Origin of the sequence: Luteibacter sp. 22Crub2.1 (assembly GCF_900167995.1) — a bacterium.
GTDB classification, from domain to species: domain Bacteria; phylum Pseudomonadota; class Gammaproteobacteria; order Xanthomonadales; family Rhodanobacteraceae; genus Luteibacter; species Luteibacter mycovicinus.
The window spans coordinates 235395-255489 of sequence record NZ_FUYT01000004.1; the positions used below are offsets into that span (position 1 = coordinate 235395).

Sequence of the window (20095 nt, forward strand, 5' to 3'; positions counted from 1 at the left end):
CCATGTCCAAAGTCGATCTGGCGCAATTCCACAAGGCGTTTCACGAAGAGAGCCTCGACGGTCTCGACGCCATGGAGCAGGCGCTCCTCGCGCTGGACGAAGGCGCCGAGGATCCGGAACTGATCAATGTCGTGTTCCGTGCCGCCCACTCGATTAAGGGCGGCGCGGCCACGTTCGGTTTCACCGACGTGGCGGCGTTCACCCACGTGGCCGAAAACCTGATGGACGAGGTCCGCAGCGGCCGCCGTCCGATGGAAAAGGCCGTCGTGGAGCTGCTGCTGCGCTCGGGCGATACCGTGCGCGACATGCTGTCGCTGTCGATGGCCGGCCAGCCGGCCGCCACGGCGGAGAGCCAGGCCCTGCTGGCCGAGCTCTCGGCGATGGTCTCCGGTGCGCCTGTGGCGGCACCGGTGGCGGTCAAGGCCGCCGCGCCGGTCGAGGCGATCGAAGGCTGGGATATCGCGTTCCGTCCGTTCGATTACCTGCTCAAGACCGGTAACGATCCCGCGCGCATGTTCCGTGAGCTCGAGGCCATGGGCCCGCTCTCGGTCACCTGCGACGCGAGCAAGCTTCCCGCGCTGGCCGATATGGACGCCGAATCGTCCTACCTCGGCTGGACACTCCATCTCGCCGCCGGTGCCAAGCGTGCCGCCGTCGAAGGTGTATTCGACTGGGTCGATGGCGACTGCGAGCTGACGGCGACGCCGCGCATCGCGGCGGCCGCTCCGGTCGCCGCCGCACCGGTTGCCGCCGTGGCCGCGGCCCCGGCCGCCCCCCGTGCCGTGCGCGAGCCCGCCGTCAACAGCGAGGCGAGCTCGGTTCGCGTCGGCATCGAAAAAATCGACACCCTGATCAATCTCGTCGGCGAACTGGTCATCACGCAGTCGATGCTGACCCAGTTCAACGACGGTGTGGACGCCTCGCAGCTGGAAATGTTCCGCCAGGGGCTGGCCCAGCTGGGTCGCCATACGCGCGAACTGCAGGAAAGCGTCATGAGCATCCGCATGCTGCCGATCAGCACGGTGTTCAACCGCTTCCCGCGTCTGGTCCGCGACCTCGCGCAGAAGCTCGACAAGAAAGTCGTGCTCGACATGCGCGGCGAAACCACCGAACTCGACAAGACGGTGCTGGAGAAGATCGGCGACCCGCTGGTGCATCTGGTCCGCAACGCGATCGACCATGGCCTCGAAGTACCGGCTAAACGCCAGGCCGCTGGTAAGGGCGATACGGGCACGCTGCGCATGGAAGCCTTCCACCGCGGCGGTTCCATCGTGGTCGAAGTGGCCGATGACGGTGCGGGTCTGAATCGCGAGGCCATCGTCGCCAAGGCGGTCTCGCGCGGCATCATCGCCTCGGGCGATCACATGTCCGACGACGCCGTGGCCGACCTCATCTTCGAAGCGGGCTTCTCCACCGCCGCCGCCACGACCGACCTCTCGGGCCGTGGCGTGGGCATGGACGTGGTCCGTCGCAACGTCATGGACCTGGGCGGTACGGTCAGTATCCGCAGTGTCGAGGGCAAAGGCACCACCTTCACCATCACCTTGCCGCTGACGCTGGCGATCATCGACGGCCTGACGGCCGCGGTGGGTGAAGAAACCTACATCGTGCCGCTGGTTTCCATCGTCGAATCCGTGCAGGTGAAGCCGGATGCGGTTCGCAGCGTGGCGGGCGGCGGCGAGCTGTTCCGCTTCCGCGATCACTGGCTGCCCATCGTGCGGCTGTTCGACGCGTTCGGCTGCGCCGGTCAGCGCCGTGCCATCGACGACGGTATCGTCATCGTGGTGGAAGGCGAGGGCAGTCGCATCGGTCTGTTCGTCGACGAACTCATCGGCCAGCAGCAGGCGGTGGTGAAGTCGCTGGAAGCCAACTATCGCCGGGTCACCGGCATCTCCGGCGCGACGATTCTGGCCGACGGCTCCGTCGCGCTGATCGCCGACGTGGCCGGGCTGGTGCGTCTGCAGGCGCGTCGCAAGGCGGCCTGATCGCCGTGGGTTGAACGGGGTCGCGCGCAAGGCGCGCTCCTACAATAGCCGGCCATGCCCGCCGCGCGGTACCCCATGCGTTAACACCGTGCTGTACGCCCGTGCGGCACCCCCGTCCGGTATCCCCGTGCGGTGTACCGCCGCGCGGTAGGAGCGCGCCCTGCGCGCGAAAAGCCGACAAAGCAATGAAGCGGCACCCCCGGTTCCCCATTCCGGTTCCTCATTCCGTCTCCCCATCCCCGCCCGTCCCGCCCCATCCCGCCCCCACTCCCCACCGGATGCGGCACCGCAAAATTCCCCCTCAAGTCCCCACCGGAATAGCCGATACCCCAAGGGAAGGGGTCCCGAACCGCCGATCCGATCCGCCGTGGGAACGACATGAATCAAGCAGCCAATACCGCCATCGACGCGTCCGACGAGGCCGCGCAGTACCTGACCGTCAACCTCGGTAACGAGGAATACGCGGTGGATATCCTCGCCGTCCGCGAAATCCGCGGCTGGACACCGGTGACGCGCATCCCGCAGGCACCGTCCTATGTGCTGGGTGTGCTGAACCTGCGCGGGGCGATCGTGCCGGTGCTCGATCTTCGCCTGCGCTTCAATCTGGCGCGCGAGGAATACACCGCCACCACCGTGACCGTCATCGTCATGGTCAACGGCCGTCAGTTCGGCGTGGTGGTCGATGCCGTCTCCGACGTGGTGGAGGTCGCTCCCGGCGGCATCCGTCCGGTTCCCGACATGGGCACCACCGTCGATACCGAATACCTGAAGGGCCTCACGTCCGTCGGCGAGCGCATGGTGTTGCTGCTCGACGTCGACCGTCTCCTGCAGCCGCAGGACGCCCAGATGCTGGAAGCCGCGCTGGCTTCCACCGACGTCAAAGCCGTCGCCTGAGCGTAGAGGCGCCGTGGCGGCTTCGGTCGCCGTGGCGTGAGATGTCCGGTTTGCCACTGCCGCACTTTGCCGATTGGAATCGCAATGAATAAGTTCAAGTTCAAGATGCCCGCCCTGACCGTCCGTGGACGCCTTTACGGCGTGCTCGGTCTTTTGGGCGTCATGCTGATCGGCGGCGCCGCCGTCGGCCTCGGCGCCATGTACTTTCAGAACGAAGGCCTGCGCAAGGTCTACGAGGAAGAACTCGTTCCGTCCGAGATGCTCAGCCAGGTGAGCACGCGCGCCCTGATGGCCTTCGTGGTCATGGGTGAAGCCGCGGCGAAGGTGTCCGAGAAGGATCAGGTCAACCAGAAGCTTGCCGAGTTCCAGAAGCTCCAGGACGAGATGGCCAAGCTGAAGGACGATTACAAAAAGATGCCGATGTCGCCGGAGATCAAGAAGCTCTACGACCGCTGGCAGTCGTCCAACGACGAGTACAACTCGGCCAAGAACGACATGCTCGACGCCCTCAAGCAGGGTGACGAGGGCGCGCTCGACGTCATGGAGATGTCCGTCCGCCCGATCCTCATGGATCGTCAGGCGCAGCTCGCCAAGCTGGTCACCGCCAAGCGCGACGAAGCCGCGGCTATCTATGAAAAGCAGGCCGCCCAGTACAAGACGATCCGTGCCTTCTGCATCATTGCGCTGTCGCTCGGCCTGATCGTCAGCCTGCTGATCGGCGTGCTGGTGATCCGCTCGATCCTCCGCACGCTGTCGGTCACCGTGAACGTCGCCAACCAGATTGCCGAAGGCAAGCTGGGTCACGACGTGCAGGTCACCCGTCGGGACGAACTCGGCCAGCTGCAGGGCGCGTTCCGCGCGATGGACGAGCGCCTCAGCGCCATCGTCACCGAAGTGCGTCACGGTTCCTCGTCGGTCAGCACCGCCGCACAGCAGATCTCGCGCGGTAACGACGACCTCTCGCAGCGCACGCAGGAACAGGCGTCCAGCCTGGAAGAAACCGCTTCGTCGATGGAAGAAATGACCTCGACCGTCAAGCAGAACGCCGAGAACGCCAGCCACGCCAACCAGCTGGCCCGCGGTGCACGCGAGCAGGCGGAGAAGGGCGGCGAAGTCGTCGCCCAGACCGTTGTCGCCATGCGCGAGATCAACAGCTCCAGCAAGAAGATTTCCGACATCGTCAGCCTCATCGACGAAATCGCGTTCCAGACCAACCTGCTGGCGCTCAACGCCGCGGTCGAAGCCGCGCGTGCGGGTGAGCAGGGTCGCGGCTTCGCCGTGGTCGCTACCGAGGTGCGTAACCTCGCCCAGCGTTCGGCGGGTGCGGCCAAGGAGATCAAGGGCCTCATCAACGACAGCGCGAGCAAGGTCAAGGCCGGTTCCGAGCTGGTCGACCAGTCCGGCAAGGCGCTCGCCGAGATCGTCGAGAGCGTGAAGAAGGTGACCGACATCGTCGCCGAGATCGCCGCCGCCAGCTCCGAGCAGTCGGCCGGTATCGACCAGGTCAACCACGCCGTGCTGCAGATGGACGAGATGACCCAGCAGAACGCCGCACTGGTGGAAGAATCCGCCGCCGCCGCCCGTGCCATGCACGAGCAGGCGACCGAGCTGAGCCGTCAGGTGTCGTTCTTCCAGGTCACCGGTACAGTGGCTTCCGCGCCGGCCGCCAGGGCGCCGCGCAAGGACGCCACGCAGGAGGAGATGGAAACGGTGTTCGCCGCGGTGCGCAGCACGCCGGCCGCCCCCGTGCGTCCGTCGCGTCCCGCCGAGTCGGCTGACTCCGGCGTTTGGAAGGAGTTCTGATCGATGAATGCGCTCGTCAACAACGGCGACAGCGTCGTACCGGCGAGCGCAGCGGGCCCGAGCCTGGGCGACGCGGACTTCGCCTTCCTTCGCGACTTCGTGCTTCAGCATTGCGGTATCTCGCTCGGTGAGCATAAGCGCCAGCTGGTCCAGGGGCGTCTGCTCCGCCGGCTGCGCACGCTGCGCCTCGACGGTTTCTCGGCGTACTGCGATCTGCTTCGTCGCGATCCGGACGGCGAACTGGGTGAACTGGCCAGCTGCATCAGCACCAACGTCACCTCGTTCTTCCGTGAGATGCACCATTACGACCTGCTCGTGGACGAGCTCCTGCCACGCTGGCTTGAAGAAAAGCGCAACGGTGGACGCCTGCGCATCTGGTCGGCCGGTTGCTCCACGGGCGAAGAACCGTACGCCATCGCCATGGTGCTGGCCGAGGCCATGGAGCGGATGGGCGTCAACATCGACGCGAAGATTCTCGCGACCGACCTGTCACCGCAGGCGCTGGAATTCGGGCGCAAAGGCGTCTACCCGGTCGACCGCCTGACGGGCGTGAGCGAAGCGCGTCGCAAGCGCTGGTTCCTTCGCGGCGAAGGCTCGTTCGACGGTTTCGCCCAGGTGCACCCGCGCCTGCGCGAGCTGGTCACCATCCAGCCGCTCAACCTGCTTCACGACTGGCCCATGCAGGGCAAGTTCGACGCCATTTTCTGCCGCAACGTCGTCATCTATTTCGATAAGCCGACCAAGCAGCGCCTGTTCTCCCGTTATGCCGGCATGCTGGAAAGCCGCGGCTACCTTTTCCTCGGTCACTCGGAATCCATGTACGGACTGTCCGAAGACTTCGACCTCATCGGTCGAACCGTTTATCGGAAACGCACATGACAGACGCGTTCGCGACCCTGCCACGCACGTTCGTCGGCTTCGATCCAAAGAGTGTGCTGCCGGGGTTCGAACACGTCCGCCGGTTCTGGGATCCCGCGCAGGAAGTGGTGACGGTCAAGATTCTGCCTGGCGAATACTACGTCAGCACGCAGGAAGAAATGATCTCCACCGTACTGGGGTCGTGCGTGTCGGCCTGCGTGCGCGACACGAAACAGCGCATCGGCGGCATGAACCATTTCATGCTGCCCGAGCCCGCGGGCGAGCGTGACAGCTGGAGTTCCACCGTCGGTCGTGCCGCGCGTTACGGCAACGACGCGATGGAGCAGCTGATCAACTCGATCCTCAAAGCCGGCGGCCGTCGTGACGATCTCGAAGTGAAGATCTTCGGCGGCGGGCGTGTGCTGGCGACCATGACCGATATCGGTCAGCGCAATATCGCCTTCGTGCAGCGCTATATCGCCACCGAGAAGCTGCGCCTCTGCGCGGCCGACGTCGGCGACATCTACCCGCGTCAGGTGCAGTTCTTCCCGGTCAGCGGCAAGGTGCGTGTGCGCCAGCTGCGTGCCGCACACGACAACAATCTTGCCGATCGCGAGAAACGATACCTCAAGCGATTGGCTGACGATCCGATAAAGGGAGAGGTGGAGCTTTTCTGACGCGCCGCGCGGAAAGCTTTCCTCAAGACATTCAGTACCGGTCGGTCCACCGACAGGGACGTTACGCCACCCGAGTTGCCAGAGCCCATGCAGAAAGTACGCGTTCTCATCGTCGACGATTCGGCCCTGGTGCGTAAGGTGCTGTCGACCATGCTCGAGTCCGATCCGGGCATCGAGGTGGTCGGTACCGCCGCGGACCCGCTGATCGCGCGTGAGAAGATCAAGCAGCTCAATCCCGACGTGCTCACGCTCGACGTCGAGATGCCGCGCATGGATGGCCTGACCTTCCTCGAAAACCTGATGCGCCTGCGTCCGATGCCGGTGGTGATGGTGTCGACGCTGACCGAGAAGGGCGCGGACGTCACGCTGCGCGCGCTCGAACTCGGTGCCATCGACTTCTTCACCAAGCCGTCGGCGGACCTCGCCAACACCTTCATGGAGCACGCGCCGGAGATCTGCGCCAAGGTTCGCCTTGCCGCCGGCGCCAAGCCGCGCGAGCGCTCCGAGGTGATGCAGCTGGATCATCCGCGCCACGAACCGCGTCACGACGCCGCTCGCCTCGAAGTGCCGCCGCGCCTTTCCGCCGACGCGGTGCTGCCGCGCGCGCAGACCGCCGGCAGCCGTGGCGGCACGCGCATCATCGCCATCGGTGCCTCCACCGGCGGTACCGAAGCCATTCGTGTGGTGCTCGCGGCCATGCCGCCGACCGCACCACCCATCGTCATTACCCAGCACATCCCGGCAGCGTTCAGCGGTCCGTTCGCCGCGCGCATGGATACCTGCTCGGCGATGCGCGTGTGCGAGGCCCGCGACGGGCAGCCGATCCAGCCAGGCCACGCGTACATCGCGCCGGGCAGCCAGCACCTCCTCGTGATGTGGGACGGAGCCAGGCACGTGTGTCGTCTGCACGACGGCCCCCCGGTCAATCGCCACAAGCCGGCGGTCGACGTGCTGTTCCGCTCCATGGCCGCCAGCGTCGGCGCCGCCACCATCGGCGTGCTGCTGACCGGCATGGGCGATGACGGTGCACGCGGCCTCGGTGAACTCAAAGAAATCGGCGCACCCACGCTGGTCCAGGACGAAGCCAGTTCGGTCGTCTGGGGCATGCCGGGTGCCGCCTGGAAAGCCGGTGCCGCCAGCGAGATGCTGCCGCTGGACGCCATCGCCGCGCGCTTGCTCGCGCTCGCCCAAACCCCCGTTTCCGCCGCCGCGCGCGTCGGCACCTGAAGAACGAGACGTCATCATGGTCAATCCCAAGAACGAACGCAGCATCGGCTTCATCGCCAGTGCCATCGCCCTGGTCACCGTCCTGGTGTTCCACGCCGCCTGGGTCGCCCCGGTCGTCGTGGCGCTGCTGACGGCCACCTGGATCGCGATCAGCCTCGTGCCCGCACCGCTGCCCGACGTCGAGGTCGTGCTCAGCTCGACGGCATCCAACGACGAAGCGTCCGTGCGCGAAGCGATGGAAGACGTTCGCAGCGCCATCGTCGACGAGCTCGGTCACGCCAGCCGCGAACTCCATCAGGCACTCGACCTGGTCCGCGACGCGGTCGCCGAACTGGGCGGCGGCTTCAACGGCCTGTCGCACAAGACCGGAAAGCAGCAGAAGCTGCTCAGCCAGATCATCGAGAGCGGCGGCCAGGGCATCTCGGTGCAGGACTTCGCCGATCGCACCGCGGGACTGCTCGAGCACTTCGTCGGCCTGATCGTCCAGCTGTCGCGCGAGAGCCTGCGCATCGTCTACCGCATCGACGGCATGGCGAAGGAAATGGACGCCGTGTTTGCGCTGCTGAAGAACGTCAACACGATCGCCGAAGAGACCAACCTGCTGGCGCTGAACGCGGCCATCGAAGCGGCACGTGCCGGTGAGTCCGGCCGCGGCTTCGCGGTGGTGGCCGGCGAAATCCGCAACCTCGCCCAGCACAGCAACCAGTTCAACGAAAAGATCGGTACCCACGTGGAGCGTTCGCGCACCGCGATGGAACAGCTGCGCGAGCTGGTCGGCCACATGGCCTCGCAGGACATGAACGTGGCGCTGTCCGCCAAGGGCGACATCGACCAGATGATGTCGACCATCACCGAGTCCAACCAGCGCACCAGCGCCGCGGCGGACGAGGCGGCCATGATCAACCGCGGTCTCGGCACGGACGTCTCGACCACCATCCGCTCGCTGCAGTTCGAGGATATCCTCAGCCAGCTGCTGCACCAGACCCGCTCGCGTCTTGTCGAGCTGCAGGAAATCACCGCCGACTGCACGCGTGACATCGAAGAACTCGCCTGCGCGCCGTCCGATCCGTCCGAGCTCGGCGCCCGCGCCCAGCGCGTCCGCTCGCGACTGGCCGAACAGCGTGAACGCGCCCGCCTGCGTGCCCGCGGCCCCGCCCTCCAGCAGTCGATGGCTGCCGGCGACATCGACCTGTTCTGAGGGAAGACACCATGGCCATCAACGTCCACAACGATACCGATCACGGCTGCCTGACCCTGCACCTGGGCGAGCGCTTCGACTTCTCCATCCATCGTGCCTTCCACGATGCCTGCCTGGGCGACGTGGCAGCGGCCCGCAGCTACGTGCTGGACCTCGAGCAGGTCACCAGCATGGACAGCTCCGCGCTGGGCATGCTGATGCTTCTGCGCGAGCACGCCGGCGGCGACCGCGCCGAGATCCGCATCGTCAACGCCGGTGCCGACCTGCGTAATACGCTGCGCATCGCTGGCTTCGATAAGCTTTTCACCGTGCACTAAAAGCGGCTCAAAGACCGGCTTCGGTTTCACGGAAACGCCCCGGCTTGCCGGGGCGTTTTTTTGTGGCCCGGTGAATTGCGACGGCGAAGCCGAGCCCGACGAAGAACACGTCGCTTCCCCCATCCGCCAGCCGATTTTCCGACGGAAAAAACACCGCTTACCCGAATTTCGCGTTTCGCTCGATCCAGCGCGTCGTGGCTTTGGCGCCCGTCGACATTTGGCCGAAATCGCGTCGAAGATGCCCATTTACCCGCCAATTTTGCGTATTTCGGCACCGGGCCTGCGAGTCTCATGAATTTACCGGCTGTGACGTGGGTCACATTCGATGTTTAGCTCCCACATGGCAGGGGGCACTACCCAGAGCGCCGTGCGCTCGAGGAGTGAATCATGAGCGAGCACAAATTCAGCAAGGTTCTCACCCGTACTTTCTTCGTCAGCTGCCTGCTTGCAGGCGCGGTGTCGATGACGGCATGCAGCGGTCATGGTTCGACGCGTTCCGGCGGCGGGTCGGGTACCAGTGTCAATCCGAGCGGACAGGGTGGAGCCGGCGGTAGCGGCGATAGCGGTGGCGGCACGGGCGGTAGCGGCGGCACCGGCGACAACGGCGGCGGTACGGGTGGCGCAGGCACCGGGGGTACCGGCGGCGGTGGAGCGGGCGGCGGCGGAACGGGCGGCACCGGAGCGGGCGGCACCGGAACGGGCGGCACCGGTGGTGGCGATGGTGGCGGTACCGGGGGTGGCACCGGCGGCGGTGGCGATGGCGGTGGCACGGGCGGTGGTGGCACGGTTCCTCCTCCGGTCGTTCGCACCACCACCACGGGAATGGCGGCGTCCGGGCTTGGCGGCATCATTGCCGCCATCGGCAACACGGTGTCCGACGTCGGTTCGACCATTCCCGGCGTGAGCGTCCTGGGTGGCACCACGGGCCTCACCGACGGTCTGGGTAACGCCGTCGATGGCCTTGGTGGAGCGGTCACCACTTTGGGCAACGGCGTGACCAGCGGTCTCGGTCAGATCGGCAATACCTCGGATCCGGTCGGTACGACCACGGATACGCTGGATAACGTCGTGACCCAGGTGGGCGGCGCGGTGAACGATCTGGGTGGCGGTGTCAGCACGGTGGGCGCGGGCACGCCGATCACCCCGATCACGGCGGCGGTCGGCACGGCGGTCTCGATGGTCGGCACGGGCGTCGAGCAGCTCGGTTCGTCGCTGGGTGGCGCGCTCAATTCCAACTCGGCCAATGGGCTGACGCAAACGCTCAGCAATGTCGTCACGCCGGTTGCGATGGCTTTGGGTGACAGCGCGTCGCCGATCAACTCGGGCAACCTGGTCGCGGCGGTCGGTACGGGCGGCGGCAATCTTGTCAGTGGCACGAGCACGGGCGTCAGTGCCCTGGGCGCCAGTATCGCCGCGGTGCAGGCACCGGGCGCGGCCGGTGGCCTCACCACGACAGCGGGAACGGCGGTACAGAACGTGGGAGCGGCGCTGGCTCCGATCGGCAGCGGGCTTTCCAACGGCCTGGGCAAGGCGGGCACTGGCGCAGGCGACACGGTCGGCACGACGCTCGCGGGTGTGACCAGTGGCGTATCCGGCGTGGGAGCCACGGTCTCCGGTCTCGGCACCGGCGCGCTCGCTCCGCTGGCACCGGTTACCACGGGTCTGGGCAATACGGTCACCGCCGTCGGCAACGGCGCCACGGCAGCGGTCTCTGGCGGCGGTGCATTGTCAGGCGTGACCGGCGGCGTCAGCACGGTCGTCAACACCGTGGCCGCCGCCACTGGCGTGGGTGCCACCGCAGGTGGCGGCTCGACGGGTTCGGCAGGCCTCGGCAATGCGCTGGCCGGTGTGACCAATACCGTGGGCAGCTCGGTCGGCGGTCTGGTCGGTGGCCTCACCGGTGGCGCTTTGCAGAACAACAACGACAACCCGAAGCTCGGCCTCAAAGGCCTGCTGGGTGGTGGCAACCGCTGAAAACTGAAAGCGTGGGAAAGACGGGCGGCGCACACGCGCCGCCCGTTGTCGTAGCAACATGGAAAAAATCAGGGGAAAGTCCATGAATCGATGGTTCGGGTGCCTTCTTGGCATGACCGTCGTGTGTTCCGCGCAAGGGCAGGTCCGCGCCCCTGCCAATCCGTTGCAGACCCTTCCCCGAACGGAAGCGCCGAAGCAGGCGCCCGTGAAGGTCAACGTGGAAGCGCCCACCCAGGCTGTGGAAGCTCTGCTCGCCAGCCACCTGACACCGACGCGTTTCGACGTGACCGGTGTCAGGTCCATTCCGTTCGCGAAAGTCGCGGCGGAATTCGCACCCATGCGTGGCAAGGACACCTCGGTGCGCGAACTGATCGCCGCGGCCGACCGTGTCACGGCGATGTACAAGCAGGCCGGCTACGCGTTGTCGTTCGCCTTCGTGCCGAACCAGAGCTTCGCCGGCGGCGTCGTGCACATCGCGGTGGTCGAAGGCTACGTCTCCGAGGTCAGCGTGACCGGCGACACCGGCAACATGGATTCACGCGTCCGGGCCATCGCATCGCACGTCGTCGGCGAGCGTCCGCTGCGGCAGGAGACCTTCGAGCGCTATACCCAGTTGCTCGGGCAACTGCCCGGGCTCACGGTCGGTGCCAACGTCCCCCCGCCGACGACGACGGATGGCGCGACGAAGCTCGAGCTCGTCGCCAAACGCCAGCGCTACGACGTCAACTACGGTATGGACTTCAACCATCCTGGCGCGCAGGGTGTCTTCACCCTGCTGGAAAACGGAGCGACACCGCTCGGTGAGCAGCTCAGCCTGTCCACGCTGTTCCCGAACGGGGGAGGGCAGCGACTCTATTCGCTCGGTTATATGGAGCCGTTCGGCTCGGAAGGCTGGCAGGGCAAGATCGATGCGACCCGCTATTGGGGCTCCCCCGACACCGATAACCAGTTGCCGGCGTATCTCGATCACCGGCTGACGCAGGATCGTCTGGCGCTCTCCACCGTCTACCCCATCGTGCTGACCAATACCCGGCGGCTGAGCCTCACGATGGGCATTTATGCGTCCAGACAGGACGACCGTTATCGCAACACGGACAATGGTGCGATGGTGGCGCTGCAGTCCAGCATCCGGGTACTTAATGCGGAACTGGCATGGCTTCAGGCAGGCACGCAGCGTACCGGGCAGTTCAGCATTGCGGCGGCGCATGGCTTCGCCGGCATGGGTGCGTACTCGCGTGCGGTAAGCAACAACGGACCGCTGGCGATATCCACCCCCGACGTCAGCTTCACCCGCTACACCATGAACTTCGCCTGGTCGGAGCAGTGGAAACACAAGTTCGGTACCGTGGTTCGCGGGACCGGCCAGTACAGCGACAACGCCTTGCCCTCGACCGAGCAGATCAACTTCGGCGGCCCGAGTTACGCCTATGCCTACGACCCGGGCGATGCCGCGGGGGACAGCGGCTGGGCGGCGTCGGCCGAGGTCAATCGCGGCTTTGTCTCCGGTACGAAGTGGATCAAGTCCGTGGTGCCTTATCTGGTCTACCAGACCGCTCGCGTCTACCTCAATGGCTCACGTCCGCTGATCGACAAGCTGGATTCGGCGGCCGTTGGCGTGCGCGTGTCGGACAACAAGCACTACTCCCTGGATTTCGCTCTGGCCAGGCCGACGGGCGACCGTCCCCCGGAAAGCGACGACCGCGAGACCCGGTGGAACCTCACCTTCAGCTACAAGCTGATGTAGCGGCGGCGATGCGCCTTCACGTGGCGTGCCTCGTGCCGACCGGACGTTCACAGCGGCGGCGGCACGATCCACCGACGCCACCTGACCGGAAGCCGCCCTATGCCCCTCTCGTTGACCCCGCCGCCGATCCTTTTCGACGAATCGCTCGAGCACATCGAGGCGGATGAGCCGGAGACCGCGGAGCAGCTCGTCGAGACACTGACGAAGATCAACCAGACCACGCTGGAGCACGAGAAGCACGCGTTCCGCTCGGTGCACGCGAAAAGCCATGGGTTGCTCACCGGTGAGCTGATCGTCCCGGACGATCTCCCCGTGGAACTGGCGCAGGGCATTTTTTCGAAGCCCGGACGGTATCCGCTGGTCATGCGCCTTTCCACGGTGCCGGGCGACATCCTCGACGACAGCGTTTCGACGCCCCGCGGCATGGCGATCAAGATCCTGGGTGTCGAAGGCGAACGTCTTCCCGGCAGTGTCGGCGACGCCACGCAGGACTTCGTCATGGTCAATGGCCCGGCGTTCTCCGCGCCAAACGCGAAGAAGTTCGCCGGCACGCTGAAGCTCGTGGCTGCCACGACCGATCGTGCCGAGGGCGCGAAAAAAGCCTTGTCAGCCGTGTTGCGCGGTACCGAGCGCGTGATCGAGGCCTTTGGCGGCAAGAGTTCCACGCTGCTTGCCCTGGGCGGTCAGCCGGAAACCCATCCGCTGGGCGACACCTACTACAGCCAGGCGCCGATTCGTTTCGGCGACTACGTGGTGAAGGTGTCGGTCGCGCCGCACTCACCGAACCTGACCGCGCTCACGGGTGCGGAGCTCAACGTCAACGGCAAGCCCAACGGCCTGCGTGACGCGATGGTCGAGCACTTCGCCCGCGAGGGCGGTGAGTGGGATCTGCGCGTCCAGTTCTGTACCGATGCCGAGAGCATGCCGATCGAGGACGCCTCGGTGGCCTGGTCGGAAGAAAAGAGCCCGTACATCGACGTGGCGCGCATCGTGCTTCAGCCGCAGGAGGCATGGAACGAAGTGCGCCAGCAGGCGATCGACGATGGCCTGTCCTTCAGTCCGTGGCACGGCGTGGCCGCACATCGCCCGCTGGGTTCGGTGATGCGTGCGCGGCGCGTGGCGTACATGGTGATGGCGAAGTTTCGCGCTCACCACAATCACCGCACGATCGGTGAGCCGAACTCGCTGGACGACCTCAGGCTCTAGGCCTTACCAACCCATGTAGTGGCCGCCGTTGATCGCGAGATTGGATCCGGTGATCCAGCCGGATTCTTCCGAGGTGAGAAACGCCACGGCATGGGCGATCTCCTCGGGGCGGCCCAGCCGTCCTACGGGGATCTGCGCAACGATCTTGGCGCGGATGTCTTCCGGCACGGCCATGACCATGTCGGTGCCCACGTAGCCCGGCGAAACCGTGTTGACCGTGATGCCGAAGCGCGCGTTTTCCTGAGCCAGCGAGATGGTGAAACCGTGCATGCCGGCCTTGGCCGCGGCGTAGTTGGCCTGGCCGTACTGGCCTTTCTGGCCGTTGATCGAGCTGATCTGCACGATACGGCCCCACTGACGCGAGCGCATGCCTTCGATCACCGGGCGGGTGACGTTGAAGCAGGCATTGAGGTTGGTGTTCACCACCTCGGTCCACTGCTGGTAGTCCATCTTGTGGAAGGTGGTGTCGCGGGTAATGCCGGCATTGTTGATCAGGATCTCGACCGGACCGGCCAGCGCCTCGACCTCGCGGACCATGGCTTCGGCGGTGTGCGGCTCGGAGACGTCCCCGGGCACCATGACCACGTCGATGCCGTCGCGGATCATGTCCTCGCGCCAGGCGGCGGCACGGGCTTCGTCGCGGTAATTGGTCGCCACGCGATGACCCTGGCGGGCAAGGTAGCGCACGAGCGCCGTACCGATGCCGCCGGTGCCTCCGGTGACCAGGGCCGTGCGTTGCGTGATCCCTTGCTTCATTTCTGACCTGTTTCGATGGTGGCCCGTTTTGCGGGCAAACGACTTTTATAGCGTCGGGGCGGGGGTAAGACTACTGCGGCGAAGCGACGCAGGCGAAAATCCATCGAGCGCATCGCGCAGGATCCGCTCCGGACGGGTCGCTGCGGATCGGATGTCCACGCCCAGCCACGCCAGGGCGCTGCGGAGGGCGGGCAACGGATCTCCGGCATCGACCGGAAGGGACGCAGCCGACTTCGACAGTTTGCGGCCTTCCGCGTCGAGCACCAGGGGCAAATGCAGATAAGCCGGTGTGGGTAGGCCCAGCAGGCCCTGGAGATGAACCTGCCGGGCCGTCGAGTCGAGCAGGTCGGCGCCACGCACGACCTGGGTGATGCCCTGGTCGCCGTCGTCCACGACGCAGGCCAGCTGATATGACCAGAGCCCCTCCACACGGCGGACCACGAAGTCGCCCGCCGTTTCCCGGAGGTTTTCGCGCTGAGGTCCCTGGAGTTCGTCGTGCCACGTGACGGTCCGGTCGGGCGTGCGCAGGCGCCATGCGGGCGGGCGCGCCCGGTCCGATGGCGCGATGCAACGTCCGTCCCGATGAATGCCTCCGTGGGTGGCCAGGTCGGCACGGCTGCACCAGCAGGGGAAGACCCGATCGGCCGCCTGCAGGCGTGCGAAGGCGGACTCATAGAGGTCGTTCCGGCGCGACTGGTACGCCGGGGCTTCGTCGGCGATCAGGCCGAACGCCTCCAGCGTGGCGAGGATCGACCTGGCCGATCCGGGAACCTCGCGTGGCGGATCGATGTCCTCCACGCGCACCAGCCAGTCACCGCCCGCGCGCCGCGCCATCAGCCAGCTACCCACGGCTGCGACCAGCGAGCCGAAATGCAGGGCGCCGGTGGGGGAGGGAGCGAAGCGTCCCCGGTAGCGTGGAGGGTTCGATGACACGAAAAGTTGAGCAGTTTCTCAAGGCGTGCGGGACGCGGATGACTCAGTGTAGGCGATGACGCCGCCGACGGACCCGCGTCGGGGCGCGGCCCGGCTGAACGCGGCGCACGCGGGCATTGAATCGTTCAGCGTCTGCCCCGAAAACTTCGCCAGGGCGGCGCCATACAGCCAGCCGTCATAAGAGAGAAACCCATGTTCAAACGCATCGCTCTTTTCGTTGCCACCAACCTCGCCGTCATCCTTCTGCTGATGTGCGTGACCCATGTGCTGGGTATCGACCAGTGGGCCGCGCAGCGCGGCATGGGTATCGGCGGCCTGATCGTCTTCGCCTCCGTCTTCGGCATGGGCGGCGCCTTCATTTCGCTGGCCATCTCCAAGTGGACGGCGAAGATGAGCACCGGTGCCAGGGTGATCACGCAGCCAGCCAACGAGACCGAGCGCTGGCTCGTCGAGACCGTCCGCCGTCACGCCGAGAAAGCCGGTATCGGCATGCCGGAGGTGGCGGTCTACGACGCCCCGGAGATGAACGCCTTCGCCACGGGCATGAGCCGCAACAACGCCCTGGTGGCGGTCAGCAGCGGTCTGCTCCAGCAGATGGACCGCGAGCAGGTCTCCGCCGTGCTCGGCCACGAGATCGGGCACGTCGCCAACGGTGACATGGTTACCCTCACCCTGATCCAGGGCGTCCTGAATACGCTCGTGATCGTGCTGGCCCGGATCGTCGGCCGCGTGGTCGACAGCTGGATGAGCGGCGGCCGCGAGCGCGACGGGGAGGGCGGCATCGGGTATTTCGTCGTGGTCATGGTGCTGCAGATCGTCTTCGGCCTGTTCGCCTCGATGATCGTCATGTGGTTCTCCCGCTGGCGCGAATTCCGCGCCGACGCCGCTGGCGCCAGCCTGGCGGGGCGCGCGTCGATGGTTTCGGCCTTGCAGCGCCTGTCGGGCAACCATGGCGATACCTCCCTGCCGCAGACGATCCAGGCCTTCGGCATCTCCGGCCACCTGGCCTCGGGCTTCAAGCGGCTGTTCATGAGCCACCCGCCGATCGAGGAGCGGATCGCGGCGCTTCAGAAGGCGGCCTAACCTTTTTTCCTCACGGAGCCGCCCCCATAATCCGCTGCCAGTCCATCCCATGAAGGAACGGCATCGTGAGCCAGGAAACCCGTAAGTTCGAAGCCGAGGTCGCCCAGGTCCTGCATCTGGTCACCCACTCCCTTTACTCGCACAAGGAAATCTTCCTTCGCGAGCTGATCTCAAACGCCTCCGACGCCTGCGACAAGCTGCGTTTCGAGGCCCTGGCGCAGCCCGACCTGAGCGCCGACGACGCGGACCTGCGCATCCAGATCACCTGGGATCCGGATGCGCGCACCATCAGCATCCGCGACAACGGCATCGGTATGAGCAAGGACGAGGTGGTCGCCAACATCGGCACCATCGCCAGCTCCGGCACCCGTCGCTACCTCGAAGCCCTCTCCGGCGAGCAGAAAGCCGACGCGCGCCTGATCGGCCAGTTCGGCGTCGGTTTCTACTCCGCCTTCGTCGTGGCCGACAAGGTCACCGTGATCACCCGCCGTGCCGGCGCCGCGGACGTCGAAGGCGTGCGCTGGGAGAGCGACGGCAAGGGCGAGTACGTGCTCGAGGACATGACGGTCTCCGAGCGCGGCACCACCGTCGTGCTGCACCTGAAGGCGGATGAGGACGAATTCCTCAAGGCCTGGCAGCTGCGCTCGCTGGTCACCAAGTATTCCGACCACGTGGCGTTTCCGATCAGGATGCCCGTCGAAAAGGACGGTAAGCCGGACCCGACCGAGTGGACCACGATCAACTCGGCGTCCGCGCTGTGGTCGCGCTCGAAGAGCGAGATCACGGACGAGGAATACCAGAACTTCTACAAGGCCCTGGGCCACGACTTCAACGATGCGCTGGCCTGGACGCATAACCGCGTCGAGGGCAGCCAGAGCTTCACCACGTTGCTCTACGTGCCGGAACAGCCGCCGTTCGACCTGATGGGCGGTGGCGGTCGCGAAGAGCCGAAGGGCCTCAAGCTGTACATCAAGCGCGTCTTCATCATGGACGCCGCCAAAGAACTCCTGCCCAACTACCTGCGCTTCGTGCGCGGCGTGGTCGACGCCGACGATCTGCCGCTGAACGTCAGCCGCGAGATCCTGCAGCAGAACCGTCAGCTGGAGCGCATCAAGGCGGCCTGCACCAAGCGCGTGCTCGATCTGCTGGAGAAGATCTCGCGCGACGAGCCGGAGAAGTTCGCCACGTTCCTCGCCGGCTTCGGCAATACGCTCAAGGAAGGCATCGTCGAAGACACCGCCAACCGCGACCGCATCGCCAAGCTGCTGCGCTTTGCCTCGACCAAGGGCGAGGGCTCGGCCAAGACGGTATCGTTCGACGAGTACATCAACCGCGCCGCGGTCGGTCAGGACACCATCTGGTACGTCACCGCCGACAGCTACGCCGCCGCTGCCGGCAGCCCCCAGCTGGAAGCGCTGAAGTCGAAGGACATCGAAGTCCTGCTGATGTTCGACCGCGTCGACGAGTGGATGCTCGGCTACCTCACCGAATACGACGGTAAGCGCCTGCGTAACGTCGCCAAGGGCGAGTTCCCGCTGGACGAGGCCGACAAGGCGAAGCAGGAGGCCGCCAGCGAAGCCGCCGCGCCGCTGATCGATCGCGCCAAGGCGCTGCTCGGCGACCGCGTCGGCGACGTCCGTGTGTCCGCACGTCTTACCGATTCGCCGTCGTGCCTCGCGCTCGCCGACTTCGATCTCGCCCCGCATCTGGCTCGTCTGCTTCGCGAAGCCGGGCAGGACGTGCCGGAGTCCAAGCCGGTGCTCGAGCTCAACCCCGAGCATCCGCTGGTGAAGCGTCTCGCCGCGGAAGCCGATGACACCAGGGCGGCCGATCTCGCCGGGTTGCTGCTCGAGCAGGCCGAGATCACCGCCGGTGCGCAGCTGTCCGACCCCGCCGCCTTCGTGCAGCGGATGAACCGCGTGCTGCTGGGCTAGAGGCGCCGAAGAATGTAGGAGCGCGCCTGCGCGCGACACGCCCGGCGACCACGTGCCGATGGTGAGCCATGTCGCGCGCGAGGCGCGCTCCTACATCTGACGGGGCGGGCTGCTATCGTTCGCCCCATGTCAGCCTTGCTCATCCTCTTCGTCTGTCTGGCGCTTGGCATCCTTTGCCGGCGTTACGCCAGCCTGCCCGAGGGGATAGTGCCGGGGATCAACTGGTGGGTGCTCAACGTCGCGTTGCCAGCGCTGGTTCTCGCGCTGGTGCCGCATGTGACGGTCGATGCACACCTGTGGTTCCCGGTGTTGGGGATGTATGTCACCTTCTTCGGTGCATGGGCGCTTTTTGCGCTGCTTGGCAGGGTGGTGGGCTGGTCGGCGCAGCGGATCGGCTGCCTCACGCTCGTGAGCGGCCTGGGCAATACCTCGTTCATGGGCTATCCGTTGATGGAAGCCCTGCACGGTAAGCCGGGCCTGTCGATCGCGGTGATCGCCGATCAGTTGGGCTGCTTCCCCTTGCTGGCGGCGGGCGGCATCGTGGTCGCGTCGATCTACTCCGGCAAGGGTGCGAGTGTTCCGACCATCGTCCGGCGGGTACTGACTTTTCCGGCCTTTCTGGCCTTGCTCGTGGGTATCGTCGTGAGCGTGTCTGGGGGCTGGCCGGCGGCGATCGAGAAGGTTCTTCTGCAAGTCGGTCAGACCCTGACGCCGCTGGCGCTTTTCTCCGTCGGCTTGCAGTTCAAGCTGCACCTGCGCAGGGAGGAGGCCGGGCCTCTCGCCGCCAGCCTCGGCTGGAAGCTGCTGCTGGCGCCGTTGATCGTCCTGGGTATCGGCCTCGCCGTTGGCGTAAGCGGTCTGATACTCACCGTGGGCGTGCTGCAGGCAGCCATGGCTCCGATGATTTCGGCGGCGATTCTCGCCGACCAGCACGGACTGGAGCCGCGTCTGGCGAATACCGTCCTGGGCGCAGGCATTCTGCTGTCACTCGTGACCATTCCGCTGGGCAACCTGTTTCTCCCCGCCGGCTGACCGCTTGGATTTCGGGCGGGGCGTCCGCACACTCTTCGCATGACCGATCAGACCAGTTCCGCAGGTGTGCGTGCCGACGTGTGGCTGTGGGCCGCGCGTTTTTTCAAGACGCGCAGCCTGGCCAAGCAGGCGATTGAAGGAGGGAAGGTTGAGCTCAACGAGGGCACCTGCAAGCCCGCCAAGCTAGTGGCCGTCGGCGACACGTTCAAGATCACCCGCGGGGAAGAACGCCTGACCTGCATCGTCGCCGCGTTGTCGGGCAAACGCGGACCCGCACCAGAGGCGCGCAAGCTCTATACGGAAACCGACGAAAGCGTTGCCGAACGCGAACGTCAGCGCGAGGATCGCCGCCTCACCGGCGGTGCGTTGCTGCGCCCGGACTCGCGCCCTGACAAGCACGCACGGCGCCTGATCCAGGACCTGAAGAAAACCCTGTAAAAACCGTTCCCATCGGTCATGGCAGGGTGATAGGGC

General features: G+C 66.0%; 17 protein-coding genes. 15 read left to right on the forward strand and 2 right to left on the reverse strand.

Features of this window, described 5'->3' with window-relative positions:
• Positions 1–2 precede the first annotated feature (2 nt).
• The 11 genes from B5X73_RS05555 to B5X73_RS05610 all read left to right on the forward strand — a co-directional run bounded on the left by B5X73_RS05555 (position 3) and on the right by B5X73_RS05610 (position 13883).
• The gene (locus B5X73_RS05555; protein ID WP_079520886.1) at positions 3–1985 is read left to right on the forward strand and encodes a chemotaxis protein CheA; all 1983 of its coding nucleotides are present in this window, start codon (positions 3–5) and stop codon (positions 1983–1985) included.
• A gap of 378 nt (positions 1986–2363) precedes the next feature.
• Positions 2364–2879 (forward strand): chemotaxis protein CheW, encoded by a 516-nt coding sequence (locus B5X73_RS05560; protein WP_036114845.1) that lies wholly within the window; start codon positions 2364–2366, stop codon positions 2877–2879.
• An 84-nt stretch (positions 2880–2963) separates the two neighbouring features.
• Entirely contained in the window at positions 2964–4682 is a 1719-nt protein-coding gene (locus B5X73_RS05565) for a methyl-accepting chemotaxis protein (protein WP_079520887.1), read from the forward strand.
• 3 nt (positions 4683–4685) lie between these two features.
• Positions 4686–5561, forward strand: a complete 876-nt coding sequence (locus B5X73_RS05570; RefSeq protein WP_036114839.1) for a CheR family methyltransferase — start codon at positions 4686–4688, stop codon at positions 5559–5561.
• Positions 5558–6217 carry a chemoreceptor glutamine deamidase CheD gene (gene cheD / locus B5X73_RS05575; RefSeq protein WP_051943858.1) on the forward strand — a complete coding sequence of 220 codons (660 nt, stop codon included), beginning with the start codon at positions 5558–5560 and terminating at the stop codon, positions 6215–6217. The genes B5X73_RS05570 and cheD overlap by 4 nt, the downstream gene beginning before the upstream one ends.
• A gap of 87 nt (positions 6218–6304) precedes the next feature.
• Positions 6305–7444: a protein-glutamate methylesterase/protein-glutamine glutaminase gene (locus tag B5X73_RS05580; RefSeq protein WP_036114835.1), complete on the forward strand. Its 1140-nt coding sequence runs from the start codon at positions 6305–6307 to the stop codon at positions 7442–7444.
• Between the two features lie 16 nt (positions 7445–7460).
• Positions 7461–8642, forward strand: a complete 1182-nt coding sequence (locus tag B5X73_RS05585; RefSeq protein WP_036114832.1) for a methyl-accepting chemotaxis protein — start codon at positions 7461–7463, stop codon at positions 8640–8642.
• An 11-nt stretch (positions 8643–8653) separates the two neighbouring features.
• On the forward strand, positions 8654–8959 hold the full coding sequence (locus B5X73_RS05590) for an STAS domain-containing protein (protein ID WP_176167735.1): 306 nt from the start codon (positions 8654–8656) through the stop codon (positions 8957–8959).
• 387 nt (positions 8960–9346) lie between these two features.
• Entirely contained in the window at positions 9347–10933 is a 1587-nt protein-coding gene (locus B5X73_RS05600) for a collagen-like triple helix repeat-containing protein (protein ID WP_139382659.1), read from the forward strand.
• Between the two features lie 82 nt (positions 10934–11015).
• Entirely contained in the window at positions 11016–12677 is a 1662-nt protein-coding gene (locus tag B5X73_RS05605) for a ShlB/FhaC/HecB family hemolysin secretion/activation protein (protein ID WP_176167736.1), read from the forward strand.
• A 99-nt stretch (positions 12678–12776) separates the two neighbouring features.
• Positions 12777–13883 (forward strand): catalase family protein, encoded by a 1107-nt coding sequence (locus tag B5X73_RS05610; RefSeq protein ID WP_079520890.1) that lies wholly within the window; start codon positions 12777–12779, stop codon positions 13881–13883.
• A gap of 3 nt (positions 13884–13886) precedes the next feature.
• Here B5X73_RS05610 and phbB read toward each other — a convergent pair whose 3' ends face one another.
• Positions 13887–14627: an acetoacetyl-CoA reductase gene (phbB, locus tag B5X73_RS05615; RefSeq protein ID WP_036118085.1), complete on the reverse strand. Its 741-nt coding sequence runs from the start codon at positions 14625–14627 to the stop codon at positions 13887–13889.
• 57 nt (positions 14628–14684) lie between these two features.
• Positions 14685–15572, reverse strand: coding sequence for a tRNA glutamyl-Q(34) synthetase GluQRS (gene gluQRS, locus B5X73_RS05620; RefSeq protein WP_079520891.1), 888 nt, complete (start codon positions 15570–15572; stop codon positions 14685–14687).
• A 192-nt stretch (positions 15573–15764) separates the two neighbouring features.
• Here gluQRS and htpX point away from each other — a divergent pair, with 192 nt between their 5' ends.
• From htpX to B5X73_RS05640, 4 genes are all read left to right on the forward strand, one after another.
• On the forward strand, positions 15765–16655 hold the full coding sequence (gene htpX, locus B5X73_RS05625; RefSeq protein ID WP_079520892.1) for a protease HtpX: 891 nt from the start codon (positions 15765–15767) through the stop codon (positions 16653–16655).
• 65 nt (positions 16656–16720) lie between these two features.
• Positions 16721–18589, forward strand: coding sequence for a molecular chaperone HtpG (htpG, locus tag B5X73_RS05630; protein ID WP_254857235.1), 1869 nt, complete (start codon positions 16721–16723; stop codon positions 18587–18589).
• Between the two features lie 126 nt (positions 18590–18715).
• Positions 18716–19621 (forward strand): AEC family transporter, encoded by a 906-nt coding sequence (locus B5X73_RS05635; protein ID WP_176167737.1) that lies wholly within the window; start codon positions 18716–18718, stop codon positions 19619–19621.
• Positions 19622–19660: 39 nt separating this feature from the next.
• Positions 19661–20059, forward strand: coding sequence for an RNA-binding S4 domain-containing protein (locus B5X73_RS05640; protein ID WP_036114816.1), 399 nt, complete (start codon positions 19661–19663; stop codon positions 20057–20059).
• Positions 20060–20095 lie beyond the last annotated feature (36 nt).

Bases quoted from the DNA above. Each gene is read 5' to 3' on its own strand.
- B5X73_RS05555 (WP_079520886.1), top strand. From the start codon at position 3: ATGTCCAAAGTCGATCTGGCGCAATTCCACAAGGCGTTTCACGAAGAG.
- B5X73_RS05560 (WP_036114845.1), top strand. From the start codon at position 2,364: ATGAATCAAGCAGCCAATACCGCCATCGACGCGTCCGACGAGGCCGCG.
- B5X73_RS05565 (WP_079520887.1), top strand. From the start codon at position 2,964: ATGAATAAGTTCAAGTTCAAGATGCCCGCCCTGACCGTCCGTGGACGC.
- B5X73_RS05570 (WP_036114839.1), top strand. From the start codon at position 4,686: ATGAATGCGCTCGTCAACAACGGCGACAGCGTCGTACCGGCGAGCGCA.
- cheD (WP_051943858.1), top strand. From the start codon at position 5,558: ATGACAGACGCGTTCGCGACCCTGCCACGCACGTTCGTCGGCTTCGAT.
- B5X73_RS05580 (WP_036114835.1), top strand. From the start codon at position 6,305: ATGCAGAAAGTACGCGTTCTCATCGTCGACGATTCGGCCCTGGTGCGT.
- B5X73_RS05585 (WP_036114832.1), top strand. From the start codon at position 7,461: ATGGTCAATCCCAAGAACGAACGCAGCATCGGCTTCATCGCCAGTGCC.
- B5X73_RS05590 (WP_176167735.1), top strand. From the start codon at position 8,654: ATGGCCATCAACGTCCACAACGATACCGATCACGGCTGCCTGACCCTG.
- B5X73_RS05600 (WP_139382659.1), top strand. From the start codon at position 9,347: ATGAGCGAGCACAAATTCAGCAAGGTTCTCACCCGTACTTTCTTCGTC.
- B5X73_RS05605 (WP_176167736.1), top strand. From the start codon at position 11,016: ATGAATCGATGGTTCGGGTGCCTTCTTGGCATGACCGTCGTGTGTTCC.
- B5X73_RS05610 (WP_079520890.1), top strand. From the start codon at position 12,777: ATGCCCCTCTCGTTGACCCCGCCGCCGATCCTTTTCGACGAATCGCTC.
- htpX (WP_079520892.1), top strand. From the start codon at position 15,765: ATGTTCAAACGCATCGCTCTTTTCGTTGCCACCAACCTCGCCGTCATC.
- B5X73_RS05635 (WP_176167737.1), top strand. From the start codon at position 18,716: ATGTCAGCCTTGCTCATCCTCTTCGTCTGTCTGGCGCTTGGCATCCTT.
- B5X73_RS05640 (WP_036114816.1), top strand. From the start codon at position 19,661: ATGACCGATCAGACCAGTTCCGCAGGTGTGCGTGCCGACGTGTGGCTG.